This window comes from Kitasatospora sp. NPDC048722, from assembly GCF_040650235.1.
Taxonomy (GTDB): domain Bacteria; phylum Actinomycetota; class Actinomycetes; order Streptomycetales; family Streptomycetaceae; genus Kitasatospora.
On the sequence record NZ_JBEZGX010000029.1, the window covers coordinates 18,029 to 41,527 of the forward strand.

Genomic DNA, 23,499 nt, shown 5'->3' on the forward strand with positions numbered 1-23,499 from the left:
GCCCACCCACACCCCGGTACGCCGAGTGCGCGGAATGCCGCGACCCCGTCCCCCGCCCGGGCCTCTGCCGCACCTGCAGCGACCTCGGGGCGGTCGCCGTCGGCCATGGCGCCGCAGCCGCTCGGGCCCGCACAGCGCCGAGAAGCGTCCCTAGTGCGCCGTCCAGCCCCCGTCGACCGGCAGGCTCGCGCCCGTGATGTAGGAAGCGGACGGCGTGCAGAGCCACAGGGCCAGGGCGGCGACCTCCTCCGGCTCGATGAGGCGCTTCACGGCCGTGCGGTCGAGCATGATCCGCTCGACCACCTCCGCCTCCGGGATGCCATGCGCCCCCGCCTGGGCCGCGATCTGCTTCTCCACCAACGGAGTCCGGACGTAGCCGGGGTTGATGCAGTTGCTCGTGACGCCGTACGGCGCCGCCTCCAGCGCGACGGTCTTGCTGAGCCCTTCCAACCCGTGCTTCGCCGTCACGTAGGCGGACTTGAACGCGCTGGCCCGCAGGCCGTGGACGGACGACACGTTGATGACACGTCCCCACTCCTGCGCGTACATGTGGGGCAGGGTGCGGCGCAGGATGCGGAACGGGGCCTCCACCATCACGCGTTGGATGAGGGAGAAGCGCTCGGGCGGGAACTCGTGGACGGGGGCGACGTGTTGGAGGCCGGCGTTGTTGACCACGATGTCGGCGTCGGCCGGCAGGGCGTCGACGGCCTGCGGGTCGGCGAGGTCCGCGACGACGGCGCGTCCGCCGATCCGCGCCGCGAGCTCCCGGGCCGGTTCGGCCGCCAGGTCGACGACGTAGACCCGGGCACCGGCCCCGGCGAGGGCCTCGGCGCAGGCCCGGCCGATGCCCGAGGCGGCGCCGGTGACCAGGGCCGTGCGGCCGTCGAGCGGGCGGGCTGTAGTGGTGTCCATGGGCCAGAACGGTAGGAATCCGGCGGCTCGGCTCCCATGTGCCGGGCCACTACAGCATGCTGATGGGCGGTGGTGGTCACCACTATGACGGTCGATCGACGGTTCGACCGTGGAAGCCCAAACCCATCCTGTCCCGGCTTCCCCACAATGGGCGCGGTTGCTTCACCCGTTCGGAGGATTGCTCGGTCAGATCCACCCATAGCGCCCGAATGCTCGCTACATTCACGCCGATTCCCGACAGGGGGCGCCGCCACAGGCAGCCGAAGCGCTGGTAGAGCCCGGTGCGGCGTCCGAGAGGTGTTGACTGATATGCCCCAACGGCCTGCAACCGACAGCCCGGCGTACGGACCGCTCGACCCGCTCGACCAGCACTGCGGTCCGGTCGGCCGGGCCCTTCCGGACGCCCCTGACGCCCTGACCGCCCACGCCCCGGCCGCCGACGAGCTGCGGCTGCCCGAGCAGGCCACCCCCGACCGGCACCAGCCCGCGACAGCCACGGCCGCCGCGGGCACCGCGACGGCGACGGCCACCGCGACCGCCGCGCCCCCGGCGCCCGCCGCCGGCCACGCGGGCCACTCCGGGCCGGCCCCGCAGAACGGCCAGCTGGCGGCGCTGATCGAGGAGGCCGGCTTCTCGCACGCCGGCCTGGCCCGCCGGGTCGACCAGCTCGGCCTGGAGCACGGCCTCGACCTGCGCTACGACAAGACCTCGGTCACCCGCTGGCTGCGCGGCCAGCAGCCGCGCGGCGCCACGCCCGCGCTGATCGCCGAGGTCTTCACCCGCCGCCTCGGCCGCCGCCTCACCGCCCAGGACCTCGGCCTGGACGCCTGCGCCCCGGTCTACGCGGGCCTGGAGTTCGCCGAGACGCCGCAGGAGGCGGTGGACATCGTGGCGAGCATGTGGCGCAAGGACAACGGCCCCCAGTCCGAGCTGCGCCGGATCGCCTTCACCCCGGCCGGCCTGGTCGTCCCCAGCCGGGACTGGCTGATCGGCCGCACCGACGAGCGCGTCGCCCGGGACGGCTCCACGCTGGCCCGCCCGGACGCCGCCACCGGCCCACCGCCTGCGGGCCCGCCGACGGCGAACGCGCCGGGGGCACCGGCCCTGGGCCCGGTGCGCGGACCGGCCCCCGGCGGCCCCGGCCCGCGCCCCGCGGCCACGGCCGCCGCGCTCAACCGCGTCCCCACCCAGAGCCGCCGGCCGCCCGCGGCCGTCGAGCCGCCGTACGCCGACCCGGCCCGCGAGCAGCGCCCCGCCCTGCGCGTCGGCCGCGGCGACATCGCCGCCATCCGGGCCGTCGGCGACCTCTTCCGCGCGCTCGACCACGCCTACGGCGGCGGCCACGCCCGCCAGGCACTGGTGCGCTACCTGGAGAGCGAGGCCGAGCCGATGCTGCGCGGCCGCTACGGCGAGCAGATCGGCCGCGCCCTGTTCGGCGCGGTCGCCGACCTCACCAGGCTGGCCGGCTGGACGTCCTTCGACATCGCCGCCCACGGCCTCGCCCAGCGGTACTTCGTCCAGGCGCTGCGCCTGTCCCAGGCCGCCGGCGACCGGGCTCTCGGCGGGTACGTGCTGGTGACGATGAGCCAGCAGGCCGTCCACCTCGGCCACGGCCGGGAGGCGGTCCAGCTGGCCCGGGTCGCCCAGCAGGGCGTGGGCACCGCGGTCCCGCCCGTCGTCCAGTCGCTGCTGCACGCCGCCGAGGCGCGCGGGCACGGCCTGCTGGGCGACGTCCGGGCGTGCACCACGGCCCTCGTGCGGTCCGAGCGGTCCCTGGCCGCGGCCCGACCGGGCGACGAACTCCCCTCCTGGGCCCGGTACTTCGACGAGGCCCAGCTCTCCGACGAGTTCGCCCACTGCTACCGCGACCTCCAGCAGTGGCGCACCTCCGCCCAGCACGCCGAGAAGTCGCTGCGGCTGCGCTCGCCCGCGTACGCCCGCAGCCGGATCTTCTGCCGGCTGGTGCTCGCCACCGCGCGGCTCGGCATGGGCGACCTCGACGAGGCCTGCACGATGGCCACCGACGCGCTGCGGGCGGCGGGGGAGATGCGCTCGGCCCGCTCGCTGGAGTACGTCCGGGACTTCCACCGCCGTCTCACGCCCTACCGGGGCAGCCCGGTGGCCAGGGCGTTCGAGGAGACGGCCCGCCAGGCGGGGGTGATCTGACCCAGCAGGCCGGACGACGGATGCCGACGGATGCAGGGCCGGGCGCACGACGACGCCCGGCCCGCACCGGCTTCGGCCCCACGAGCAGTCCGGCTCACCAGCTCTCGGCGCGCACCCGCGGCCGCCCCGCCTCCGGCGCCGGAGGCCGGATGTCGCCGCGCAGCCGCTGTGCGGCGAGCGGGAGGAGGAGCACCGGGAGCATCCCCGCGCCGACCAGCGCGGCGGCCGTCGAGGACGGCATGTGCCCGGCCCCGACCTCGATCGTCGTGATCACCACGACCAGCGGCGGCGCCGTCGCGCCGTACAGCCCGAGCGCGCCGCGGTCGCGCCGCCCGAGCCCGGCCGGGGCGAGCAGCGCCGCCGGCGCCCCGCGCATCGCGAGCAGCAGCACGAGGAACGCCGGGACGAGCAGCAGCGCCCTCGGGGTGGGCGCGCTGGTCAACCGGGACCCCTTGGACGGCGCCTTCGCCGGGTTCGCGCTCACCACCACCTGGGAGAGCGCGGTGACCAGGTCGTCGACGTGCGCCCAGCCCAGGACGTCCGGTCCGATCAGGACGCCGAGCACGACCTCGAACACCACGGTCGGTACGGCGATCCACCGCAGCAGCCGGTCGGCGAGCAGCGGCGCGGCCACCGCGGCGGCGGGGATCAGGATCAGCGTGACCGGGTGGACGGCGGCGCTCGCCGCGCGACCGGCCGCAGGGCCCGGGTGGCGGCCGTCGCACCGGGCGGGACCATCCGCGTAGCGGTCGTAGCGGGCATGTCGGCATCCTGGCACGATGCCGGTCCGCCGCCCCGGCAGGCCGTCCCCGTGTTCCGGGCAGCCGCGACCGCCGTCAGGCCGCGGCCTCCGCCTCCCGCGTGGACGCCGGCAGCCCGAGGTCGCGCAGCACGGCCCGCGCCGCCCGCTGTCCGGAGACGAGGGCGCCCTGCACGGAGCTGGTGTCCCGGTGGTCCCCGGCGACGTACAGCCCGGCGAGCACCCGGACCGGCCGCTGCGGGTTGTGCGGCGGCGGCATGGCGGGCAGCGCGTCGGGCAGGTGCCGGACGCTGAGGAACTGCCAGCCCCGGGTCGACGTCCCGTACAGCTCCGCGAGCCGGGCCCGGACGGCCGGTTCGAGCCCGGCCGGGCCGCCCGCGTCGAAGGCGCGCCGCCCGAGCACGGTGGTCGCGACGAGCGCCTGCCCGGCCGGGGCGTACGAGGGGTCCAGTTCGCTGAGCACCAGCGAGTGCGCGACGAGCGGCGGCTGACCGCCGGGCCGGTCGGCGTCCAGGAGGAGGACGGGTTCGTTCACCGGGGACCGGTCGGCGGCGTGGAAGAAGGTCGTGACGGGGTGGAAGTCCGGCAGCCGCAGTCCGGGCATGAGCTCGACGGCGGAACGGGCGTCGGTGGCGATGACGACGGCCTGCGCGCCGATCCGGCCGTGCGCGGCGGTCTCGACGCCGTCGGCCGCGATCCCGGTGACCTCGATCCCGGTGCGCACGGTGCCGGCGGGCAGTGCGGCGGCCAGCTGGGCCGGCACGGTCGCGATGCCGCCGGCGGGCAGGCAGAGCCGCCCGCGGGCGTAGCAGCGCAGGACCAGCTCGGCGACCCGGCTGCTGGTCCCGAGCGCCGGATCGCCGAGCAGGGCGCTGAGCAGCGGCCGCAGGAAGCCGTCGACGGTGCGCGGGGCGAGCCCGTGGCCGGTGAGCGCGCGGGCGGCGGTGGTCTCGGGGCGGGCGTGGATCCGCCCGGCCGGGGTGGCGGCGAGCCGGGCCAGGTAGCTGCCGAGGCGGGCCTTGTCCAGCGGGCTGCCGAGCGGGGCCCGGACGGCGGCCTGCCGGGCGGCGGTGAGCTGCGGGTCCCCGGCGCGGTAGCGGCGGCCGGCGCTGTGCACGAGTACGCCGGGCGCCAGCGGGCGCAGATCCAGGCGGTCGACGTCGAGCGCGCGGCGCAGTTCGGGGAACGCGGTGTTGAGCAGGTGGCTGGCGTCGTCGAGCCGGAACCCGTCCAGCTCGCGGGTGGCCGTCCGGCCGCCGATCCGGTCGGCGCGTTCGAGGAGCTGAACGGTGAGGCCCTGGCCGGTGAGCGCGCGGGCAGCGGTCAGGCCCGCGAGGCCGGCGCCCACCACGACGACGTCCGGGTCGGACGGTCGGCGGGCGCGGCGGGTGAAGTCGTACGTGGGCACGGGCGTGCTCCCTCCCTGGTTCCCGGGGCTCCGGCCGACGCAGGCAGCGGGGTGCCGGGACACGGTCCGACGATGTGATGCCCAGTCAGTGTGAGCGTCAGACAAACGCATCGGGCTGGATCGGGTGCCGGGAAGGGCGCGGGAGGGGGCGCGGTCACGGACTGTGCGCCGTGGTGGCCGGGTTCGGGGGTCGGCGGGCGCGCACGGTCACCGGGGGCGTGCAACGCGCCCGCCGCGTGCTCCCGTGCGCCCCCTGTCGGAGCCCCGTCCGACCCCCGCTCGGCATATGCCCCTGGCCAGCACGAACGCCGTACGCCCGGTACGTTTCCGGGCCCCGGCGCGGTACGCTCCGGGGCCCGGCGCGAGCCCGCGGAGGGCAGTCAGAACCTCTCAGAGCGCCGCCCGCACCGCCGCGTCGACGTCCGTGTGCGTGAACTCGAAGCCGGCGTCGAGCAGGCGCCGGGGCACCACCCGGTGGCTGCCGACGACCTCGATCGCGAGCTCCCCGAGCACCGCCTTCAGCACCGCCTCCGGCACCGGGAACAGCGTCGGCCGGCCGAGCACGCGCCCGAGGGCCGCGGTCAGCTCGGCGTTGGTCACCGGCTCCGGCGCGGTGAGGTTGAAGGCGCCGGAGAGGTCGCCCCGGTCGATCAGGAAGCGCAGCGCGGCGACCTCGTCGGCCAGCGAGATGTAGCTCCAGTACTGCCGCCCGTCGCCGAGCCGCCCGCCCAGGCCGAGCTTGAACAACGGGAACAGTCGCCCGCCGGCCCCGCCGGCCGCGGACAGCACGAGCCCGGTGCGCGGGTGGACGACCCGGATCCCGGCGCGCTCGGCGGGCCGCGCGGCGGCCTCCCACTCCACGCACACCTCGGCGAGGAAGTCGTCGCCGAGGGGGGAGCCCTCGTCGATCACCCGGTCGCCGGTCTGCCCGTACACGCCGACCGCGGAGGCGCTGACGAAGACCTTCGGCGCCTCCTCGAGCTCGGCCAGTGCGACGGCGAGCGTCTCGGTGCCGAGCACCCGGCTCTCCCGGATCTCCCGCTTGTAGGCGTCCGTCCAGCGGTGGTCGCCGACCCCGGCACCCGCCAGGTGCACGACGGCGTCGACGCCGGCCAGTCCGTCCCGGTCCACCTGGCCGAGCAGCGGGTTCCAGCCGATGGCCGTGGTGCCGTCGGGCTGCGGACCCGTCCTGGAGCGGTGCCGGACCAGCCGGACCACCTCGTGGCCGTCCGCCGTCAGGGAGCGGACGAGCGCCGAACCGATCAAACCCGTGGAGCCTGTGACAGCGATGCGCATGGGCCCATCCTCCCAGCTCTTAACCCGTGGGAAGTTTGGACACCCCTCATTAGGCTGACGCGCATGCACGATGACGATCTGATCATCCGACCTGCCAGGCCCGAGGACGAGCGCGAACTCGCGGCCCTCAACCGCGCCGTGTGGTCCCCCCTGTCCGAGGTCGCCCCGCAGCCGCCGGAGGAGGACGGCGTCTTCGACGAGCGACACGCCCCGGAGCAGTACCTGCTCGCCCTCCTCGACGACCGGATCGTCGGCTACATCCGCCCGGTCCCGGCCACCCCGCTCGCCAGCAACCGGCACGTCCGCCAGATCCAGGGCCTGGCCGTCGACGCCTCCGTGCGCGGCCGGGGCGTCGGCCGGAAGCTCGTCGAGGCCGCGTGCGCCGCGGCGCACGCCGAGGGCGCGCGCAAGATGACGCTGCGCGTCCTCGGCTGGAACACCCCGGCCCGGCGCCTCTACGAGAGCTGCGGCTTCGTCGTCGAGGGCTCGCTCGCGGAGGAGTTCCTGATCGACGGCTCGTACGTGGACGACATCTGGATGGCCCGCCGCCTCACCGACTGAGCGCCCCGGCCGGTCGTTCGCCCACCACTCCTGACGGCACGTCAGTTGTGAACGAGTGGTGCAGAGTCGTGACCGACCCGCACTGTCTCGACCGCCGTCGCGCCGGGTACGGTACGCCCGTGAGCAACTCGACGCCTCCCGGGTGGTACCCGGTACCCGGTGCGGACGGCGCCCCCGGTCAGGAGCGCTGGTGGGACGGCAACGCCTGGACCTCCGAGGTGCGCCCGCTCCAGGGCGGCGCCGCCCAGGTCGCCGACGCGCCGACCCAGGGCTGGCAGCCGCCCGGGCCGCCGGCCCCGGCCGCCGGGTACGGCTACGGCGCCCCGGGCCCGCAGGACGCGTCGCCGCCCGGCTACGGCTACGGCGGCGGCCAGGCCCCCGGTTACGGCTACCCGGGCCAGGGCTACGGCGCTCCCGAGTACGGCCAGGGCTACGGGAACCAGGAGTACGGCCCGGCGTACCCCGGCGCCCAGCCGCCCGGCTACGGCTACCCGCCGCCGGCCCGCGGCGGAGGCGTGAAGCCGGGCGTCGTCATCGGCATCGCCGCCGCGCTCCTCGTCGTCGGTGCGGTGATCGCCGGCCTGACGCTCGCCGGCGGCTCCCCGACGGCCGACCCGACCCCGAACCCGACGGTCACCGTCACCCGGAGCCAGGACCCGGTCCCCAGCCCGACCTACACGCTCCCGACCACCGTGCCGACCCCGAAGCAGACGCAGCAGGCGCCCAAGCCCGCGCCCGTCCTCAAGAGCACCGTGCCGGACCCCCAGCACGCCATCACCGTCCCGGTGTTCGAAGGCTGGGAGGCGCAGACCGACAGCACCAAGTCGACGGTCTACCTCGGCTCCGGCCGCTACACCTGCCCGGACGGGAACAACACCTGCATCCGCGGCCAGTTCGCGATCCAGAAGGACACCGCCCAGGGCGCCACCGCCAAGGCCGCCGCCGAGGCCGCGATGCCCGACTACGCGGCCGCGATCTTCACCGGGATCACCTCGCACACCGACTCCGGTTCGGGCTACGTCACCGTCGCCGGGGTGCTCGGCTACGCGTCCCGCTGGCACGTCCGCACCTCGGACGGCACCCAGGGCTACGTCCTGCTGGCCGCCGTCCCGGCCAAGGGCGGCGGGTTCGTCGTGTTCGAGGGCGGCGTGGACGACGACCCGGCCGCGCCGGACGCCTCCGTGCTGGACCAGATCCTCCGGGGCATCAAGCAGGACGGCAGCGCCGGCACGGGCACCACGACCTGACCCGCACCGGCGACCGGGAGGAGCGCGCGCTCAGTCCCCGTAGCGCTCCCAGAGCTTGGGGAAGCGTTTCGCCATCGCGTCCGGATCCTCGAAGTCCAGCGGCGTCCCGGACGGACGGCCCGCCTGCCGCCCGCCCACCTCGGGCAGCGGCAGGCCGGTGAGCTGCTCGTAGGCCTCGTCGGCGGCGTAGCCGAGGTCCTCGGCCTCGCCGTCCTCCTCCTCGTCGAACTCGGGCAGGAGGTCGGCCAGGTCGTCCGGCTCATGCAGCCCGCCCTCGAAGACGTCCCGGCCCTGGCCGATCAGCCAGCAGCGGAAGAAGTCGAAGGTGTCCTCGGAGGCGCCGTCGAGCAGCAGGTGGGCGGCGCCCCACAGGTCGTACCGGTAGGCGCGCTGGAACCGGGCCTCGAAGAGCCGGGCGAAGTCGATGACGTCGTCCGGGGTCAGCTGGACGAGGTGCTCCACCAGCCGGTCGGCCTGCTCGTCGGGGTCGCCGTCGGCGGCCTCCCGGGTCTCGTCGATGATCTGCCAGAAGTCGGTCTCGTCCATCACCGCTCCAGCATCCCCGTTCGCCCGCCTCCGCGCATGCCATGGCCCGGCGAAACGCTGGAGACGCCCGGCGGAACGTTCGTCGGCGGCCGTCCGGGAACGGCGGAACCCCGCGCCGTCCGGGGACGGCGCGGGGTTCCGCGGGGACCTCGTGGGGTCAGAGGCCGAGCTCGACCTCGAACTCGCCGGCCTCCAGGATCTCCTTGACCGCGACCAGGTAGCGGGCGGCGTCGGCGCCGTCCACCAGGCGGTGGTCGTAGGAGAGCGACAGGTAGGTCATGTCGCGGATGCCGATGGCGGTGCCGCCGTCGGCCTCGATGACGACCGGGCGCTTGACGGTGGCGCCGATGCCCAGGATGGCGACCTGGTTCGGCGGCACGATCACGGTGTCGAACAGCGCACCGCGCGAGCCGGTGTTGCTGATGGTGAAGGTCGCACCGGACAGCTCGTCCGGGGTGATCTTGCTGTCGCGGACCTTGGTGGCCAGCTCGGCGGTCTTCTTCGAGATGCCGGCGATGTTGAGGTCGCCCGCACCCTTGATGACCGGGGTCATCAGACCCTTCTCGGAGTCCACCGCGATGCCGATGTTCTCGGTGTCGAAGTAGGTGATGGTGCCCTCGGCCTCGTTGATCCGGGCGTTGATGACCGCGTGGGCCTTCAGCGCCTGGGCGGCGGCCTTGACGAAGAACGGCATCGGGGACAGCTTGACGCCCTCGCGGGCGAGGAAGGAGTCCTTGGCCTTGGCGCGCAGCGACATGATCTTGGTGACGTCCACCTCGACCACGCTGGTCAGCTGGGCCTGCTCGTGCAGGGCCTTCAGCATGTTGTCGCCGATGACCTTGCGCATGCGGGTCATCTTGACCGTCTGGCCGCGCAGGGCGGACGGAGCGGCGGCGGCCTTCGGCGCGGCGGCCGGGGCGGCGGCGGCGACCGGAGCCGGCGCGGCCTTGGCGGCCTCGGCGGCGGCGATGACGTCCTGCTTGCGGATGCGGCCGCCGACACCGGTGCCGGTGACGGCGGACAGCGCGATGCCGTGCTCGGCGGCGAGCTTGCGCACCAGCGGGGTGACGTAGGCGTCACCGGCGTCGGCCACCGGGGCGGCCGGGGCAGCCGGGGCGACCGGAGCCGGGGCGGCGACCGGAGCCGGGGCGGCCGGAGCGGCGGCGACCGGAGCCGGGGCGGCCGGGGCTGCCGGGGCCGGGGCGGCGACCGGGGCCGGGGCGGCAACGGGAGCCGGGGCGGCGACCGGGGCCGGAGCGGCAGCAGCCGCACCCGGGGCGCCGATCAGCGCGAGCTGGGCGCCGACCTCGGCGGTCTCGTCCTCGCCGACCAGGATCTTGACGACGACGCCGGCGACCGGCGACGGGATCTCGGTGTCGACCTTGTCCGTGGAGACCTCGAGCAGCGGCTCGTCGATCTCCACGGTCTCACCCTCGGCCTTCAGCCAGCGGGTGACGGTGCCCTCGGTGACCGACTCGCCCAGCGCGGGCAGCAGGACCGGGGTGGCGTCGCCGGCCGGAGCGGCCGGAGCGGCGGCGACCGGGGCGGCCGGGGCGACCGGAGCCGGAGCGGCGGCGACCGGGGCCGGGGCGGCGGCGGGCGCGGCCTCGGCGGCCGGAGCAGCGGCGGCGACCGGGGCGCCGGAGCCGTCGTCGATGATCGCCAGCTCGGCGCCCACCTCGACGGTCTCGTCCTCGCCGACCTTGATCGAGGCCAGGATGCCGGAGGCCGGCGCCGGGATCTCGGTGTCGACCTTGTCGGTCGAGACCTCGAGCAGCGGCTCGTCGACCTCGACACGCTCACCCTCGGCCTTCAGCCAGCGGGTGACGGTGCCCTCGGAAACGCTCTCGCCCAGCGCGGGCAGTGTTACTGAGACCGCCATGGTTTCAGCGACTCCTATCAAGTCTTGCGTACGGAAGTACGGGAAGTACCGGGAACGGGGGTGGAGGCGTGATCAGTCGTGCGCGTGCAGCGGCTTGCCGGCCAGCGCCAGGTGCGCCTCGCCCAGGGCCTCGGACTGGGTCGGGTGCGCGTGGATGAGCTGCGCGACCTCGGCCGGCAGGGCCTCCCAGTTGTAGATCAGCTGGGCTTCGCCGACCTGCTCGCCCATGCGGGCGCCGACCATGTGGACGCCGACCACGGCGCCGTCCTTGACCTGGACGAGCTTGATCTCGCCGGCGGTCTTCAGGATCTTGCTCTTGCCGTTGCCGGCCAGGTTGTACTTGAGGGTGACGACCTTGTCCTTGCCGTACAGCTCGACGGCCTTGGCCTCGGAGATGCCGACGGAGGCCACCTCGGGGTTGGAGTACGTCACGCGCGGGACGCCGTCGTAGTCGATCGGCACCGGCTTGAGGCCCGCCAGGCGCTCGGCGACCAGGATGCCCTCGGCGAAGCCCACGTGGGCGAGCTGCAGGGTCGGGGCGAGGTCACCGACGGCCGAGATGGTGGGCACGTTGGTGCGCATGTACTCGTCGACGAGGACGTAGCCGCGGTCCATCGCGACGCCGTTCTCCTCGTAGCCCAGGCCGGCCGAGACCGGGCCGCGGCCGATGGCGACGAGCAGCAGGTCGGCGTCGATCTGCTTGCCGTTCTCGGTCGAGACGCGGACACCGGCCTCGGTGTACTCGACGCCCGAGAAGCGGGCCTTCAGCTCGAACTTGATGCCGCGCTTGCGGAACGCGCGCTCCAGCAGCTTCGAGGAGTTCTCGTCCTCCAGCGGGACGAGGTGCGGCAGCGCCTCGACGATGGTGACGTCGACGCCGAAGGACTTCCAGACCGAGGCGAACTCGACGCCGATGACGCCGCCGCCGAGGATGACGGCCGACTTCGGGATGCGGTCGAGCTTGAGCGCGTGGTCGGAGGAGATGACGCGGTCGCCGTCGATCTCCAGGCCCGGGATCGAGCGCGGCACGGAGCCGGTGGCGAGGATGATGTGGCGGCCCTCGATGCGCTGGCCGTTGACGTCCACCGAGGTCTGCGAGGAGAGCTTGCCCGCGCCCTGGATGAAGGTCACCTTGCGGGAGGCGACCAGGCCCTGGAGGCCCTTGTACAGGCCGGCGACGACGTCGTCCTTGTACTTGTGGACGCCGTTGATGTCGATGCCCTGGAAGGTGGCCAGCACGCCGAACTCGGCGGCCTCCTTCGTCTCGTCGGCGATCTCGGCCGCGTGCAGCAGCGCCTTGGTCGGAATGCAGCCGCGGTGCAGGCAGGTGCCGCCCAGCTCACCCTTCTCGACCAGGGCGACGCTCAGGCCCAGCTGAGCGGCGCGGAGCGCCGCGGCGTAACCGCCGCTTCCGCCTCCGAGAATGACTACGTCGAAAACGGTGCTGGCGTCGTTCGCCACGTCACGTCCTCCATGCAATGGGGTGTGGATCGCCGGGCCGGTCGCGGTCCGGTGGGTCGGAAGCCTTTGTGGGGCGCCCAGTCGTGCCGGAAATACATCTTCGCACTTGTTCACGGTGGCTGATGTCCGGGTCCGCCCCGCGGGTGTCCCACAGGGTGGTCACGGGGGTGGGAACACCCCCGACGGAAGGGCATCATTGCAGCTCAACGCCGGGTTGGCAGCCGCCGGGCGGGCGCCGCGAAGGCCTTCGGGCACCATCGCTTCCGCACTGCGGAACAAAGTTTCGCCCGCAGCGAACAGGGGTGCGGGGTCGGGTGGTGGCCTACCAGCGGGTAACCCGTCCGGAACGCCGGAGGGGGCCCGGCGCACGCGCGCCGGGCCCCCTCCGAACGGGTGGGCCGGGTCAGGCCTTCGCCGCCGCCGTCCGCTCGGCGTAGGCGACCAGGGTGCGCACCGCGCTCGCGGTGCCGCCCTTCGGGGTGTAGCCGAACGGCGCGCCCTCGTGGAACGCCGGGCCGGCGATGTCCAGGTGCGCCCAGTCGGTGCCCTCGGCCACGAACTCCTTCAGGAACAGGCCGGCCACCAGGCCGCCGCCCATGCGCTCGCCCATGTTGGCCAGGTCGGCGATGGTCGACTCGGTCATGCCCTTGCGCAGCTCGGCCGGCAGCGGCATCGGCCAGGACTGCTCGCCGACCTCGCCCGCGACGGTGTGCAGGGTCTCGCGCAGCTCGTCGTTGTTGGACATCACGCCGAAGGTGCGGTTGCCCAGGGCCAGCACCATGGCGCCGGTCAGGGTGGCCACGTCGACGATGGCGTCCGGGTTCTCCTCGCCGGCGCGCACGATCGCGTCGGCCAGCACCAGGCGGCCCTCGGCGTCGGTGTTCAGCACCTCGACGGTCTTGCCGCCGTACATGCGCAGCACGTCGCCCGGGCGGGTGGCGGAGCCGGACGGCATGTTCTCGGCCAGCGCGAGCCAGCCGGTGACGTTGACGGCCAGGCCGAGGCGCTTGGCCGCGACCACGGCGGCGAACACGGCGGCGGCGCCGGCCATGTCGCACTTCATGGTCTCGTTGTGGCCGGCCGGCTTCAGCGAGATGCCGCCCGAGTCGTAGGTGATGCCCTTGCCGACGAAGGCGAGCGTGGCCTTGGCCTTGGGGTGGGTGTAGGCCACCTTCACCAGCCGGGGCGGGTTCGCCGAGCCGTTGCCGACACCCAGCAGGCCGCCGAAGCCGCCCTTGGTGAGCGCCTTCTCGTCCAGCACCTCGACCTTGAGGCCGTGCTCCTTGCCGGCGGCCTGGACGATCGCGGCGAAGCTCTTCGGGTTCAGGTCGTTCGGGGCGGTGTTGACCAGGTCGCGGGCCCGGTTCATCTCCTCGCCGATGGCGACGGCGCGCTCGACGGCGGCCTTGGAGTCCTTGCTGCCCTTGCGCGGGGCCAGCACGACGAGCTCGCCGACCGGCTCCTTGCCGCCCTCGCCCTTGTAGGTGCCGAAGGCGTACGAGCCGAGCAGACCGCCGAGCGCGACGGCCTCGACCTCGTCCACGGACTCGGCGGGCAGGGCCAGCGCGGCCTTCTTGGCACCGGCCAGGGTGCGGGCGGCGACACCGGCGGCGCGGCGCAGCGTCTCCAGGCCGTAGCCCTCCTCGGCCGCCTCGCCGAGGCCGACCGCGAGCACGAGCGCGGCCTTCAGGCCGGCGGGCGAGGGGACCTTGACGGCCTCGCCCTCGGCGCCGGTCGCGCCCAGGGTGGTGAGGACCTCGGCCAGCTTGCCCTCGAACGCCTCGTTCACGGCGTCGGTGCCGGCGGCCAGCACGATGCCCTTGGGGCCCTTCGCGACACCGACCACCAGCGCGTCCGCACGCAGCGAGGCGGCGGCGGAGGTGCTCACAGACAATGCAGTCACGTAATGCGTCCTGTTCTTTCGCGGTCCACGGCCGGGTGCGGCGAGGCTGCCGCACCGGCGCAGCCCGGCGGGCGTCGCGGGTGTCCCTCCGGCGCGGTCCGGGTCCGGGTCCCCTGGCTACGCGCACCCGCCGTTCGCGGACACGCACACCAGAGGCCCCGGCTCCACGCTCGGCGCCGGGCGGGCAGGACCTGCGACGGTGCAGGGCTGCGGTGCTCCCCGCATGGTAGTCCGCATGGTGGGATCACGCGCCGCCCGGTGTCAGGCCAGCAACGCCAGGGCGAACAACGAGCCGGTCGCGGCGGTCTCCGCAACGGCGCCGAGCACGTCCCCGGTGATGCCGCCGAAGCGCCGTACGCAGCGGCGGAGCAGCAGCCACGCGCAGCCGACCCCGAGGGTGAGGGCCAGGGGGAGGCGAATGTATGACGATCCGTCAAGCAGGCCGGAAATGGCCAGAAGGAGCGCCGCCGCGGCCGTCGCGGCCAGGGCGGCCGGGGGAGCGACGGTGCTCGCCACCATCGCCCCGAGTCCGCCCGGTCGCGCGGGCGGAACCGACCGCAGGCAGCCCCACGCGAGCGCGCACCGCGCGGCCGCCGCGGAACACAGGACCGCGAGCGCCCCGCGCAGCGGCGAGTGCCCGAACTGCCCGGCCAATGCGGCGATCTGGGCGAACAGGACGAGAAGCAGCACAAGTACGCCGAAGGGCCCGATATCGGACTGCTTCATGATGCGCAGCGCGTCCTCGGCGGGCTTCCCGCTGCCCAGTCCGTCGGCGACGTCCGCGAGCCCGTCCAGGTGCAGTCCCCGGGTGAGCGCCGCGAGCACACCCACCGCCGTGACCGCCCCGAGCAGCCCGCCGGCCCGCCAGGCGACGAGCGCCCCGGCCCCGGCCGCGATCCCGCCCAGCACGAGCCCCACGGCCGGCGCCAGCACCATGGCCCGCCCCCCGGCCGCCCGGTCCCACCGCTCGACCCGCACCCGCAGGACCGACAGCGTCCCGAACGCGAACCGCAGCCCGTCGCTCCAGTTGGCCTGCTCCCGTTCGCCCGCCACCGTCGTCACTCCTCACCAGAAGGAATCCCCGCGCCCCTCAGGGACGCGGGGAGCTGCGCGAATTCGGCGGGCTGCGACCCAGAGCCAACCGCCAAGGGGCAGTTGCACGTGCTCCCGGTCGAACGCTCCGGGCACGCGCCGCTACAGCCGCCGCAGCAGGTCCGCCGCCGACGGCAGCCTCGGCTGCTCCTTGGGCGCCGCCGGCACGTACGCGCGCGGCGCCTCGTCCGCGAGCGCGTCCCCGGCGGCCTGGAGCAGCGGCAGTGCCAGCAGCGCGCCGACGCCCTCGCCCATCGTGATCCCCTGGTCCTGCATCGGCGTCAGCGTCAGGCGGTCGTACGCCTTGGCCTGGGCCGGCTCCCCGCTGGACTGCCCGGCCCGCCACCACTCCGGCGCCCGGAAGGCGATCCGCTGCGCGACCAGCGCGCAGGCCGCGGAGACGACCCCGTCCAGCACGACCGGCAGCTTGCGCACGGCGGCCTGGAGCAGGAAGCCGGTGATGGCCGCGAAATCCGCGCCGCCGGTGGCGCCGAGCAGCGCCAGCTGGTCGCCGAGGACCGGCCGGGCCCGCCGCAGCGCGTCGCGGACGGTCGCGCACTTGACCATCCACACGCGGTCGTCGATACCCGAGCCGCGCCCGGTCACCGCGGCGGCGTCCGTCCCGCACAGGGCGCCGATCAGCACCCCGGCGACGGTCGTCGAGCCGACCCCGAGGTCGCCGAGGAGGACCAGGTCCGTCCCGGCGTCGGCCTCCTCGTCGGCGACGGACATGCCGGCCCGGAAGGCCCGGACGGTCTCCTCGGGCGTGAGGGCGTCCTCGATGTCGATCCGCCCGGAGCCGCGCCGGATCCGGTGGCCGACCACCTCGTCGGGAAAGTCCGCCGGGTCGGTGTCCACCGCGACGTCGACGATCCGCACGTCGGCGCCGTACCGGGAGGCCAGCCGGGCGACCGGCGCGGTGCCGTCGAGCACGGCCCGCACCCGGGCCGCGGTGCCGCCCTCGGCGGGCAGCCGGGACACCCCGAGCGCGGCCACTCCGTGGTCGGCGGCGAACAGCAGCACCTTGGGCGCCGAGACCGGCCGCACCGGGGAGCGCCCCTGCACGGACGACAGCCAGCTGCCCAGCTCCTCGAGCTTGCCGAGCCCGCCGCGCGGCCGGTCAGCGGCCTGCCAGCGTTCGTCGGCGGCCCGCCGGGCGCTGTCGTCGGGGCGCTCGACGAGCGAGGAGAACGTATCGAGATCCACGGTCGTGTCCATCGTCCGAGAGGCTACACGCCACAGGTGTTCACGCTGCGGCTGGCTTGACCGTCAGAACCTGCCCGGCCACGACCAGCAGCACACGCTGCGAGGCGTCCGCCACGGCCATGTTGAGCCGTCCCAGGGTGTCGCGGAAGCGGCGGCCGGCGGCGGTCGCCGGGACGACACCCATGCCGACCTCGTTGCTCACGGCGACGACGTGCCGCCCGGTCGCCGCCCAGGCCCGCGCGAGGGCGTCGCACCGCCGCTGCACGGCGGCCTCCGCGCCGCCGGCCCAGGCCGCGTCGTCCCAGGCGCCGCACTCGTCCATCACCGAAGTCAGCCACAGGGCAAGGCAGTCGACGAGCACCGGCGCCGGATCGGCGGTGTCCGCGAGGACCGCCTCCAGGTCGCAGGTCTCGGCGGTGCGCCAGCTCGCCGGGCGCCGGTCGCGGTGCAGGGCGACCCGCTGGGCCCACTCGGCGTCGCCGTCCCGGGTGCCACCGGTGGCGACGTACAGGACGTCCGCCCGGTCGGCGAGGAGCAGTTCGGCCTTGGTGGACTTGCCGGAGCGCGCACCGCCGAGGAGGAGCGTGCGGGAGGGTTCGGGGTGGGTCGCCATGGTTCCCATCCTGCCGGACCGGGCATACGGAAGATCGTGCCGGGCAGGCTAAGGTGCGCAGCACACTGGCAGGGTCGTCGGCGGGAGGAGCCGGGCATGGTCTGGACGTGGCGGTACGAGAAGGCGGACGGCACCGAGGTGGCGCCGGGCGTCGGGCACGAGGAGTTCGCCGGCCAGGGCGACGCCGAGACCTGGATCGGCGAGACCTGGAAGCAGCTCGCCGAGGACGGCGTCGACAACGCCGTCCTGCTGGACGACGACCGGGTCGTCTACTCGATGAGCCTGCACGAGGACTGACCGGCGCAACCGCCCGCCCGGGGGCGTTACTTGGCCCCGATGACGTGCAGCAGCGCGGCCACCTGCCGGTAGGGGTCGGTGCGCCCGGCGCGGTCCTCGGCCTCCAGCAGCTGGGCCAGCTGGCGCCCGTCCACCGGCGGGGCCGCGTCGTCGGGGGCGTTGTCGGTGAAGACCCGCACGCCGTACCAGTGCCTGAGCGGCACCGACACCTCGGAGAGGGTGACGGACAGGTCGGCGAGCCGGTCGGCGCGGGCGGCCAGCCCGAGCCGGTTGTAGTAGCGGTCGCTCTCGAACGCGTGCAGGGCGGCCCGCCAGTCCCCGGCGGCGGCGGGCCGCAGGGCGAGCGCGTCGCGGTTGCGGACGAGCAGCGAGAGCAGTCCGCCGGGCGCGAGCAGCCGGGCCAGCGAGGCGATCATCGGGTCCGGGTCGGGCAGGTACATCAGGACGCCGTGGCAGAGCACGACGTCGAAGCTGCGCGGGCCGAACCAGCGCCCGCACTGGTGGCCGTCGCCGCTGAGCAGCTGGATCCGCCCGCGGACCTCGGGCGCCTCCTCGGCGAGCGCCCCCTGGGCGACGCCGAGCGCGACCGGGTCGGAGTCGATGCCGGTGACGTAGTGCCCGGCCCGGGCCAGGCGCAGCGCCTGGGTGCCCTGGCCGCAGCCGATGTCGAGGACGCGCTGCGCGGCGCGGCCGGCCAGCTGTTCGGCGAGCTGCCGGGCGACGAGCTCCTGGCGCACGAAGTTGCGCAGTCCGCCGAGCCGGTCCAGCCACGCGGCGGTGCCGCCCGCGAAGGAGCCGCTGCGGGAGGGCAGCCGACGCTCCTGGCCGGCACGCTCCTGGCCCTCGCGTTCCTGGCCGAGCCGGTCGTGCCCGCCGTCGCCCTGGCCCGGCAGCGCGTAGAGGCCGGGCCCCTCCCAGGACGGGGGGGCCCAGCCGGAGTCCACCGGTTCGGCGGTCAGGGCCGCTCCCCGCGACGGACCTGCGGCTTGGGCAGCCGCAGTCGGCGCATCTGCAGGATGCGCATCAGGCCGTAGGCGACCGTTCCGCGGGTGTTCTGGCCGGCGAAGCGCTCGCCGAGCTGCTTGCGCAGGCCGAGGCCGAGGCGGACGAAGTCCAGCGCGACCAGGACGAAGAACAGCAGGAACAGCAGGGTGGAGAGCAGCTGCAGCGCCGGCACCTTGACGATGCTGAGCACCAGGATGAGCACGGCCGCGGGGAGGAAGAACTCGGCCAGCGACCAGCGGGCGTCCACGTAGTCGCGGGCGAACTTGCGCACCGGGCCCTTGTCGCGCGCGGGCAGGTGGCGCTCGTCACCGTCCATGAGCGCCTGGCGCTGCTTCTCGCGCTCGACCCGCATCCGGTCGCGGGCCTGCTTGGCGGCCTCCTTGCGGTCCTTGGGCACGACCACCCGGGTACGCCGGTTGGCCTCGGCCTCACTGCGCTTGGGCGTGGGCCGGCCCTTCTTGGCCTGCGGGTCGCGGGCCTGGGTCGTCTCGTCCTGCTTCTCCAGCACGGTGGAGGCAGCGGCATCATCTGAACGGCGTCGGAACACACCACCAGCGTACGGGGTGCGGAGGAGCTTCTCGGGGCGGCCTCGGACGCAAACGCGTATCGATCCGCGAGGTGGGAACCGGCCCGGGGTTTTCCGGCCCCTTCCCGTAGGGGATCGGTCGGGTGGAGGATTGGGGGGATGAGAGCGGGATCCACCCGGGGGATGAGGAAGAGGCGCCCAGCGCTGTAGCAGTCTTGTTGCAGGCAGGTGCACTGCGGCGACGGGCTCGCTGCACATACACTCGTCGTGTCTGGTAACGAGATAGAGACCGCAGGCCGGAGAAGGGGGCACCCGAGGCCCATGAGCGACGGAATCATGAAGCGTATGGGGTTGATCTTCCGCTCCAAGGCGAACAAGGCCTTGGACCGGGCGGAGGATCCCCGTGAGACGCTCGACTACTCCTACCAGAAGCAGCTCGAACTGCTGCAGAAGGTACGGCGTGGCGTCGCGGACGTCGCGACCTCGCGCAAGCGCCTGGAACTCCAGCTGACCCAGCTCCAGCAGCAGTCCGCGAAGTACGAGGACCAGGGCCGCAAGGCGCTGTCGCTCGGCCGCGAGGACCTCGCGCGCGAGGCGCTGACCCGCAAGGCCAACATGCAGTCCCAGATCAACGACCTGGAGACGCAGTACCAGGCGCTCCAGGCCGAGGAGGAGAAGCTCACGCTCGCCTCCCAGCGGCTGCAGGCCAAGGTGGACGCCTTCCGCACCAAGAAGGAGACCATCAAGGCCACCTACACCGCGGCCCAGGCGCAGACCCGCATCGCCGAGTCCTTCTCCGGGATCTCGGAGGAGATGGGTGACGTCGGCCTGGCGATCCAGCGCGCCGAGGACAAGACCGCGCAGATGCAGGCGCGGGCCGGCGCGATCGACGAGCTGCTGGCCTCCGGCGCGCTCGACGACGCCAGCGGCCTCGGCCGCAAGGACGACATCGAGGCGGAGCTGGAGCGCGTCGCCGGCGGTTCGGACGTCGAGCTGGAGCTGGCCCGCATGAAGGCCGAGCTGTCGGGCGGTCCGGCCTCGGGTCCGGCCGCGATCGAGCAGGGCAAGCCGCAGCAGCAGCCGCAGGACGCGCACCCGCAGGACACCCCGCGCATCAACTACAACAAGTGAGCTGAGCTCCACCCACGAACCAGGGAGACGCACGGCATGATCATGAGGGTCATGGGTGAGGGGCAGTTCGAGCTCGGCGAAGCCCACCTCAACCTGCTCAACGAGCTCGACGCGGAGCTCGTGACCGCGGTCGACTCGGGGGACGAGGAGCTCTTCCGCTCGGCGTACGGCAAGCTGCTGGCTGCCGTGAAGCAGTACGGCACCAGGCTGCCGGACGACTCGCTGGAGCCGTCCGAGCTGATACTGCCTGCCGCGGAGGCGACGATCGACGAGGTCCGCGCCCTGTTGATGGCCGATGACGAGGGCGTCATCCCCGGGTACCCGGAGTAGCCTTCCGCACCGCTCGGCGCCAGACGAAAGGGCGGGCCCCCTCCACCCGGAGGGGGCCCGCCCTTCGTGCGTCCGGGGCCGTTACGGCAGGGCGAGCATCCGGTCCAGCGCCGCCTTGGCGTACCGCTCGGTCTCCGGGTCGACGGTGATCACGTTCGGCACCCGGCCCTCGACCAGCGACTCCAGCGCCCAGACGAGGTGCGGCAGGTCGATCCGGTTCATGGTGGAGCAGAAGCAGACCGCGCGGTCCAGGAAGACGATCTCCTTGTCCGGGTGCGCCTTGGCGAGGCGGCGGACGAGGTTCAGCTCGGTGCCGATGGCCCACTTGGAGCCGGGCTCGGCGGCGTCGAGCGCCTTGATGATGTACTCGGTCGAGCCGACCATGTCCGCGGCGGCGACGACCTCGTGCTTGCACTCCGGGTGCACCAGGACGGTGACGCCGGGGATGCGCTCGCGGACGTCGTTCACCGAGTCCAGGCTGAACCGGCCGTGCACCGAGCAGTGGCCGCGCCAGAGGATCATCTTGGCGTCGCGCAGCTGCTCGGCGGTCAGGCCGCCGTTCGGCTTGTGGGGGTTGTACAGGACGCAGTCGTCCAGCGAGAAGCCCATGTCGCGCACCGCGGTGTTGCGGCCGAGGTGCTGGTCGGGCAGGAACAGGACCTTCTGCCCCTGCTCGAAGGCCCACTCCAGGGCGCGCTTGGCGTTGGAGGAGGTGCAGATGGTGCCGCCGTGCTTGCCGGTGAAGGCCTTGATGTCGGCGGAGGAGTTCATGTACGAGACCGGGACGGTCACGTCGGCTATGCCGGCGTCGGTCAGCACGTCCCAGCACTCGGCGACCTGCTCGGCGGTGGCCATGTCGGCCATCGAGCAGCCGGCCGCGAGGTCGGGCAGGACGACCTTCTGGTCGTCGCCGGTGAGGATGTCCGCGGACTCGGCCATGAAGTGCACGCCGCAGAAGACGATGAACTCGGCCTCCGGGCGGGCGGCCGCGTCCCGGGCGAGCTTGAAGGAGTCGCCGGTGACGTCGGCGAACTCGATCACCTCGTCGCGCTGGTAGTGGTGGCCGAGGATGAAGACGCGCTCGCCCAGCGCGGCCTTGGCCGCCCGGGCGCGCTCGACGAGGTCGGGGTCGGAGGCCGGGGGGAGGTCACCGGGGCACTCGACGCCGCGCTCGCTGTTCGGGTCGGCCTCTCGGCCGAGCAGCAGCAGAGCGAGCGGCGTCGGAGTGGGGTCGACGCCGTAGGTCTCGGTGATGGTGGTGGTCACGGGCGGGTGCCCTTCTGTGCGGCCGATCAAGCGGTGAAGCCTTTTCGTCTATCTGACACTATCTATTCTAACCGGTTAGCGTCAGAGTGACGATGGCCATCCTGTCGATGTGACGAGAACCGCTCGCCGGAACGGATGCTTCCTGGCGTGGCCGAATCGGTATCCGGGCGGCTCCGGGTATGGCTGGGCGCATGAAGGCAATCGCGATCAACCGCTACGGCGGCCCCGAGGTGGTCGAGTACACCGAGCTGCCCGACCCGAAGGTCGGCCCGGACTCGGTGCTGGTGGAGGTCCGCGCGGCCGGGGTGAACCCGGTGGACTGGAAGGTCCGCGAGGGCGCGCTCGACGGGATGCTGGACGCGCACTTCCCGCTGGTCATGGGCTGGGACGCGGCCGGCGTGGTCCGTGCGGTCGGCGGCGGGGTCACCGAGTTCGCGCCGGGCGACGAGGTCTACGGCTACGTCCGCAAGGACGCCGTCGAGCACGGCACCTACGCCGAACTCGTCGCCGCGCCCGTGCGCACCCTCGCCCGCAAGCCCGCCGCGCTCGACTGGGCGCAGTCCGGCGGCCTCCCGCTGGCCGGGCTCACCGCCCTGCAGTGCCTCGACGCGCTCGGCGTGAAGGCCGGGGAGACCCTCCTGGTGCACGCGGCGGCCGGCGGGGTCGGCCACCTGGCCGTCCAGATCGCCCGCGCCCGCGGCGCGCGCGTGATCGGCACGGCCGGCGAGCGCAACCACGACTACCTGCGCGGCCTCGGGGCCGAGCCGGTCGCGTACGGCGAGGGCCTGGCCGACCGGGTCCGCGCGCTCGCCCCGGGCGGCGTGGACGCGGCCCTCGACCTGGTCGGCCACGGCGCCGTCCAGGTCTCGGCGAGCCTGGTCCGCGACCCGTCACGGACCGCCTCGACCACCGACTACCGGGTCAAGGAGCTCGGTGGCCACTACGTGTGGGTGCGTCCCGACGCGGCCGGGCTCGCCGAACTCGCCGCGCTGGCCGACGACGGCCGGCTCACCGTGACCGTCGCCTCCACGTTCCCGCTCGCCCAGGCCGCCTCGGCCCAGGCGCTGAGCGCCGAGGGCCGTACCCGCGGGAAGATCGTGCTGCTGGTGACCTGAGCCACGAGTGACGCCCTGGTGTACGCCTCCCGGTCATCTGTCAGCGATGAACTCGGTCATGTCATCCGCCAGAATGGGTGCCGAACCGTTTCGGCAGACCGGCCACTGCCGTCCCGTCCGCCGATCCCCGCACGACCCGTGGAGCCCCGCACCGATGAGCAGCAGCCGAGCGCACGAGGTGACCGGGGCGGACCTGGACGAGACCGACCGGCTGCTCCTCGCCCGCCTCGGCAGCGACGGCCGTGCCTCCTACGCCGAGATCGGCCTCCAGGTGAACCTCTCCGCCACCGCCGTCCGCCGCCGGATCGACCGGCTGCGGGCGCGCGGGGTGGTCCGCGGCTTCACCGTGGTGCTCGACCCGGCCGTGCTCGGCTGGCAGACCGAGGCCTTCGTCGAGGTGTACTGCCGCGAGCGGACCGCGCCGGAGGAGATCCTCGCGAGCCTGCGCCAGTTCCCCGAGGTGGTCGCCGCCTGGACGGTCACCGGCGACCCGGACGCCCTGGTCCACCTGCGCGCCGCCGACATGCGCCATCTGGAGGCCGTCATCGAGCGCATCCGCCGCGAGCCCGGCGTCCAGCGCAGCCGTTCCTCCGTCGTCCTGTCCCAGCTGATCGGCTGAGGGGCCCGTCCACGGACACCCCGGGTCGTACGCAGGAATCCTGCGCGGACCGGCCCGAAGACGCTCGAAACCTGCCTGACCAGCCGCGTTCCGACGCGCGGCCCGCCCCGTTCGCTGCCTACGCTGATCACGTCCGGTCAGCGCGGTGAACGCTCCC

Annotated in this window: 21 protein-coding genes and 1 pseudogene; 8 read left to right on the forward strand and 14 right to left on the reverse strand. The window is 74.0% G+C overall.

What is annotated here, in order from left to right:
• Nucleotides 1-150: 150 nt before the first annotated feature.
• On the reverse strand, nucleotides 151-912 hold the full coding sequence (locus AB0C76_RS21770; RefSeq protein ID WP_359967778.1) for a 3-hydroxybutyrate dehydrogenase: 762 nt from the start codon (nucleotides 910-912) through the stop codon (nucleotides 151-153).
• Between the two features lie 309 nt (nucleotides 913-1,221).
• Here AB0C76_RS21770 and AB0C76_RS21775 point away from each other — a divergent pair, with 309 nt between their 5' ends.
• Nucleotides 1,222-3,078 (forward strand): regulator, encoded by a 1,857-nt coding sequence (locus AB0C76_RS21775; protein ID WP_359967781.1) that lies wholly within the window; start codon nucleotides 1,222-1,224, stop codon nucleotides 3,076-3,078.
• Between the two features lie 94 nt (nucleotides 3,079-3,172).
• On the opposite strand, the gene AB0C76_RS21780 is transcribed toward AB0C76_RS21775, so the two are convergent.
• The 3 genes from AB0C76_RS21780 to AB0C76_RS21790 all read right to left on the reverse strand — a co-directional run bounded on the left by AB0C76_RS21780 (nucleotide 3,173) and on the right by AB0C76_RS21790 (nucleotide 6,542).
• Nucleotides 3,173-3,856, reverse strand: coding sequence for a hypothetical protein (locus tag AB0C76_RS21780; protein ID WP_359967784.1), 684 nt, complete (start codon nucleotides 3,854-3,856; stop codon nucleotides 3,173-3,175).
• Nucleotides 3,857-3,914: 58 nt separating this feature from the next.
• A complete protein-coding gene (locus tag AB0C76_RS21785; RefSeq protein WP_359967787.1) occupies nucleotides 3,915-5,246 on the reverse strand; it encodes an NAD(P)/FAD-dependent oxidoreductase in 1,332 nt (443 codons plus the stop codon).
• A 390-nt stretch (nucleotides 5,247-5,636) separates the two neighbouring features.
• A complete protein-coding gene (locus AB0C76_RS21790; RefSeq protein ID WP_359967790.1) occupies nucleotides 5,637-6,542 on the reverse strand; it encodes a TIGR01777 family oxidoreductase in 906 nt (301 codons plus the stop codon).
• 63 nt (nucleotides 6,543-6,605) lie between these two features.
• On the opposite strand from AB0C76_RS21790, the gene AB0C76_RS21795 reads away from it, so the two are divergent.
• Both AB0C76_RS21795 and AB0C76_RS21800 read left to right on the forward strand, forming a co-directional pair.
• Complete coding sequence (locus AB0C76_RS21795; RefSeq protein WP_359967793.1) at nucleotides 6,606-7,103, forward strand: GNAT family N-acetyltransferase; 498 nt, start codon at nucleotides 6,606-6,608, stop codon at nucleotides 7,101-7,103.
• Nucleotides 7,104-7,222: 119 nt separating this feature from the next.
• Nucleotides 7,223-8,350 carry a DUF2510 domain-containing protein gene (locus AB0C76_RS21800; protein ID WP_359967796.1) on the forward strand — a complete coding sequence of 376 codons (1,128 nt, stop codon included), beginning with the start codon at nucleotides 7,223-7,225 and terminating at the stop codon, nucleotides 8,348-8,350.
• Between the two features lie 30 nt (nucleotides 8,351-8,380).
• On the opposite strand, the gene AB0C76_RS21805 is transcribed toward AB0C76_RS21800, so the two are convergent.
• The 7 genes and pseudogenes from AB0C76_RS21805 to cobU all read right to left on the reverse strand — a co-directional run.
• The gene (locus AB0C76_RS21805) at nucleotides 8,381-8,896 is read right to left on the reverse strand and encodes a DUF4240 domain-containing protein (protein WP_359967799.1); all 516 of its coding nucleotides are present in this window, start codon (nucleotides 8,894-8,896) and stop codon (nucleotides 8,381-8,383) included.
• A gap of 157 nt (nucleotides 8,897-9,053) precedes the next feature.
• Nucleotides 9,054-10,778, reverse strand: coding sequence for a 2-oxoglutarate dehydrogenase, E2 component, dihydrolipoamide succinyltransferase (gene sucB, locus AB0C76_RS21810; RefSeq protein WP_359967802.1), 1,725 nt, complete (start codon nucleotides 10,776-10,778; stop codon nucleotides 9,054-9,056).
• Between the two features lie 72 nt (nucleotides 10,779-10,850).
• Nucleotides 10,851-12,239 (reverse strand): dihydrolipoyl dehydrogenase, encoded by a 1,389-nt coding sequence (gene lpdA, locus AB0C76_RS21815; protein ID WP_359967804.1) that lies wholly within the window; start codon nucleotides 12,237-12,239, stop codon nucleotides 10,851-10,853.
• A gap of 403 nt (nucleotides 12,240-12,642) precedes the next feature.
• Complete coding sequence (locus AB0C76_RS21820; protein ID WP_359967807.1) at nucleotides 12,643-14,142, reverse strand: leucyl aminopeptidase; 1,500 nt, start codon at nucleotides 14,140-14,142, stop codon at nucleotides 12,643-12,645.
• Nucleotides 14,143-14,403: 261 nt separating this feature from the next.
• Complete coding sequence (locus AB0C76_RS21825) at nucleotides 14,404-15,195, reverse strand: adenosylcobinamide-GDP ribazoletransferase (RefSeq protein ID WP_359967810.1); 792 nt, start codon at nucleotides 15,193-15,195, stop codon at nucleotides 14,404-14,406.
• Nucleotides 15,196-15,336: 141 nt separating this feature from the next.
• Entirely contained in the window at nucleotides 15,337-16,452 is a 1,116-nt protein-coding gene (locus AB0C76_RS21830) for a nicotinate-nucleotide--dimethylbenzimidazole phosphoribosyltransferase (RefSeq protein WP_359967813.1), read from the reverse strand.
• Between the two features lie 28 nt (nucleotides 16,453-16,480).
• Nucleotides 16,481-17,041: pseudogene (gene cobU / locus AB0C76_RS21835) on the reverse strand (bifunctional adenosylcobinamide kinase/adenosylcobinamide-phosphate guanylyltransferase); the annotation flags it as partial.
• Nucleotides 17,042-17,149: 108 nt separating this feature from the next.
• On the opposite strand from cobU, the gene AB0C76_RS21840 reads away from it, so the two are divergent.
• A complete protein-coding gene (locus AB0C76_RS21840) occupies nucleotides 17,150-17,350 on the forward strand; it encodes a hypothetical protein (protein ID WP_359967816.1) in 201 nt (66 codons plus the stop codon).
• A 26-nt stretch (nucleotides 17,351-17,376) separates the two neighbouring features.
• Here the strand turns inward: AB0C76_RS21840 and AB0C76_RS21845 are convergent, their stop codons facing one another.
• Together AB0C76_RS21845 and AB0C76_RS21850 are read right to left on the reverse strand one after the other, a co-directional pair.
• A complete protein-coding gene (locus tag AB0C76_RS21845) occupies nucleotides 17,377-18,117 on the reverse strand; it encodes a methyltransferase domain-containing protein (protein ID WP_359967990.1) in 741 nt (246 codons plus the stop codon).
• Nucleotides 18,118-18,305: 188 nt separating this feature from the next.
• Nucleotides 18,306-18,902: a DUF3043 domain-containing protein gene (locus AB0C76_RS21850; RefSeq protein ID WP_359967819.1), complete on the reverse strand. Its 597-nt coding sequence runs from the start codon at nucleotides 18,900-18,902 to the stop codon at nucleotides 18,306-18,308.
• Nucleotides 18,903-19,202: 300 nt separating this feature from the next.
• On the opposite strand from AB0C76_RS21850, the gene AB0C76_RS21855 reads away from it, so the two are divergent.
• Complete coding sequence (locus AB0C76_RS21855; RefSeq protein ID WP_359967822.1) at nucleotides 19,203-20,012, forward strand: PspA/IM30 family protein; 810 nt, start codon at nucleotides 19,203-19,205, stop codon at nucleotides 20,010-20,012.
• 36 nt (nucleotides 20,013-20,048) lie between these two features.
• Complete coding sequence (locus AB0C76_RS21860; RefSeq protein ID WP_359967825.1) at nucleotides 20,049-20,342, forward strand: hypothetical protein; 294 nt, start codon at nucleotides 20,049-20,051, stop codon at nucleotides 20,340-20,342.
• An 81-nt stretch (nucleotides 20,343-20,423) separates the two neighbouring features.
• Here the strand turns inward: AB0C76_RS21860 and nadA are convergent, their stop codons facing one another.
• Nucleotides 20,424-21,596: a quinolinate synthase NadA gene (nadA, locus tag AB0C76_RS21865; protein WP_359967993.1), complete on the reverse strand. Its 1,173-nt coding sequence runs from the start codon at nucleotides 21,594-21,596 to the stop codon at nucleotides 20,424-20,426.
• A 203-nt stretch (nucleotides 21,597-21,799) separates the two neighbouring features.
• Between nadA and AB0C76_RS21870 the strand changes: the two genes are divergently transcribed.
• The gene (locus AB0C76_RS21870) at nucleotides 21,800-22,723 is read left to right on the forward strand and encodes an NADP-dependent oxidoreductase (RefSeq protein ID WP_359967827.1); all 924 of its coding nucleotides are present in this window, start codon (nucleotides 21,800-21,802) and stop codon (nucleotides 22,721-22,723) included.
• A 154-nt stretch (nucleotides 22,724-22,877) separates the two neighbouring features.
• Complete coding sequence (locus AB0C76_RS21875; protein ID WP_359967830.1) at nucleotides 22,878-23,342, forward strand: Lrp/AsnC family transcriptional regulator; 465 nt, start codon at nucleotides 22,878-22,880, stop codon at nucleotides 23,340-23,342.
• The last annotated feature ends 157 nt before the right edge of the window (nucleotides 23,343-23,499 follow it).

Bases quoted from the DNA above. Each gene is read 5' to 3' on its own strand.
- AB0C76_RS21870 (WP_359967827.1), top strand. From the start codon at position 21,800: ATGAAGGCAATCGCGATCAACCGCTACGGCGGCCCCGAGGTGGTCGAG.
- AB0C76_RS21855 (WP_359967822.1), top strand. From the start codon at position 19,203: ATGAGCGACGGAATCATGAAGCGTATGGGGTTGATCTTCCGCTCCAAG.
- AB0C76_RS21805 (WP_359967799.1), bottom strand. From the start codon at position 8,896: ATGGACGAGACCGACTTCTGGCAGATCATCGACGAGACCCGGGAGGCC.
- AB0C76_RS21860 (WP_359967825.1), top strand. From the start codon at position 20,049: ATGATCATGAGGGTCATGGGTGAGGGGCAGTTCGAGCTCGGCGAAGCC.
- AB0C76_RS21795 (WP_359967793.1), top strand. From the start codon at position 6,606: ATGCACGATGACGATCTGATCATCCGACCTGCCAGGCCCGAGGACGAG.
- AB0C76_RS21790 (WP_359967790.1), bottom strand. From the start codon at position 6,542: ATGCGCATCGCTGTCACAGGCTCCACGGGTTTGATCGGTTCGGCGCTC.
- AB0C76_RS21770 (WP_359967778.1), bottom strand. From the start codon at position 912: ATGGACACCACTACAGCCCGCCCGCTCGACGGCCGCACGGCCCTGGTC.
- AB0C76_RS21775 (WP_359967781.1), top strand. From the start codon at position 1,222: ATGCCCCAACGGCCTGCAACCGACAGCCCGGCGTACGGACCGCTCGAC.
- AB0C76_RS21875 (WP_359967830.1), top strand. From the start codon at position 22,878: ATGAGCAGCAGCCGAGCGCACGAGGTGACCGGGGCGGACCTGGACGAG.
- sucB (WP_359967802.1), bottom strand. From the start codon at position 10,778: ATGGCGGTCTCAGTAACACTGCCCGCGCTGGGCGAGAGCGTTTCCGAG.
- AB0C76_RS21830 (WP_359967813.1), bottom strand. From the start codon at position 16,452: ATGGACACGACCGTGGATCTCGATACGTTCTCCTCGCTCGTCGAGCGC.
- AB0C76_RS21840 (WP_359967816.1), top strand. From the start codon at position 17,150: ATGGTCTGGACGTGGCGGTACGAGAAGGCGGACGGCACCGAGGTGGCG.